At 66.9% G+C, this 1666-nt stretch carries 1 protein-coding gene; it reads right to left on the bottom strand.

All coding sequences use genetic code 11. The features are described 5' to 3' along the window. On the bottom strand, nt 1-1666 hold a 1666-nt coding region (acnA, locus tag ACFWF3_RS35080; protein ID WP_379318410.1), incomplete at both ends, for an aconitate hydratase AcnA.

Raw genomic sequence — 1666 nt, forward strand, 5'->3', positions numbered from 1 at the left:
GTGGATGCGCTCGAACGACTCGGTGATGACGGCCTTCACGCCCAGCAGGCTGGTGCCCTTGGCGGCCCAGTCACGCGAGGAGCCCGAACCGTATTCCTTGCCGCCGAGCACGACCAGCGGGATGCCCGCGGCCTGGTAGTTCTGCGAGGCGTCGTAGATGAACGCCTGCGGGCCACCGTCCTGGGTGAAGTCGCGGGTGTAACCACCCGAGACGTCGTCGAGCAGCTGGTTGCGCAGCCGGATGTTGGCGAAGGTGCCACGGATCATGACCTCGTGGTTACCGCGACGCGAGCCCAGCGAGTTGTAGTCCTTGCGGGCCACACCGTTGGCGTCGAGGTACTGCGCGGCCGGAGTGCCGGGCTTGATCGGGCCCGCCGGGGAGATGTGGTCGGTGGTGACCGAGTCGCCCAGCAGCGCCAGCACGCGAGCGCCGGAGATGTCGGTGACGGGGGACGGGTCCATCGACATGCCGTCGAAGTACGGCGCCTTGCGCACGTAGGTCGACTTCTCGTCCCACGCGAAGGTATCGCCCTCCGGGGTCGCCAGACCCTGCCAGCGCTTGTCACCATCGAAGATGGTGGCGTAGGAGTTGCGGAACATGTCCTGGCTGATCGATGTCTTGATGGTGTCGTCGATCTCCTGGGCGGACGGCCAGATGTCCTTCAGGAAGACATCGTTGCCGTCGGTGTCCTGACCCAGCGCGTCGGTCTCGAAGTCGAAGTCCATCGTGCCCGCGAGCGCGTACGCGATGACCAGCGGCGGGGAGGCCAGGTAGTTCATCTTCACGTCGGGGGAGATGCGACCCTCGAAGTTGCGGTTACCCGAGAGCACCGCGGTGACCGAGAGGTCGTTGTCGTTGATCGCGGCCGAGATCGCCTCGGGCAGCGGACCGGTGTTACCGATGCAGGTGGTGCAGCCGTAGCCACCGACGAAGAAGCCCAGCTTCTCCAGGTAGGGCCACAGACCGGCCTTCTCGTAGTAGTCGGTGACGACCTGCGAACCCGGCGCCATGTTGGTCTTGACCCACGGCTTGGTCGCGAGACCCTTTTCCACCGCGTTGCGGGCGAGCAGGGCGGCGCCGAGCATGACCGACGGGTTGGAGGTGTTGGTGCAGGAGGTGATACCCGCGACGACGACCGCGCCGTGATCGAGGACGAACTTGTTGCCGTCCTCGCCGACGACCTCGATCGGCTTGGACGGACGACCCTTGGCACCGTTGGCCGCCGAGTGCGCGGGGGTGTAGGTGTCGTCGGCGGCGGCGGCGGACACAGCGGTCGAGTCCGAGGCCGGGAAGGACTCGTCGACGCCCTCGTCCAGCGCGGTGAGCTCACCTTCGCCGACGTAGTTGACGATGTCGGAGCGGAACGCGCTCTTGGAGTCGCTGAGCAGGATGCGGTCCTGGGGACGCTTCGGGCCCGCGATCGACGGCACGACGCTGCCGAGATCGAGCTCGAGGTACTCCGAGTACACCGGCTCGCGCTCGGCGTCGTGCCACATGCCCTGTTCCTTGGCGTACGCCTCGACGAGCGCGAGCTGCTCGTCGCTGCGGCCGGTCAGGCGCAGGTAGTTGATGGTCTCTTCGTCGATCGGGAAGATCGCGGCGGTGGAACCGAACTCGGGGCTCATGTTGCCCAGGGTGGCGCGGTTCGCGAGGGGGACCTCGGGG

The sequence above is a fragment of the Nocardia sp. NPDC060220 genome, from assembly GCF_042727815.1.
Taxonomy (GTDB): Bacteria; Actinomycetota; Actinomycetes; order Mycobacteriales; family Mycobacteriaceae; genus Nocardia.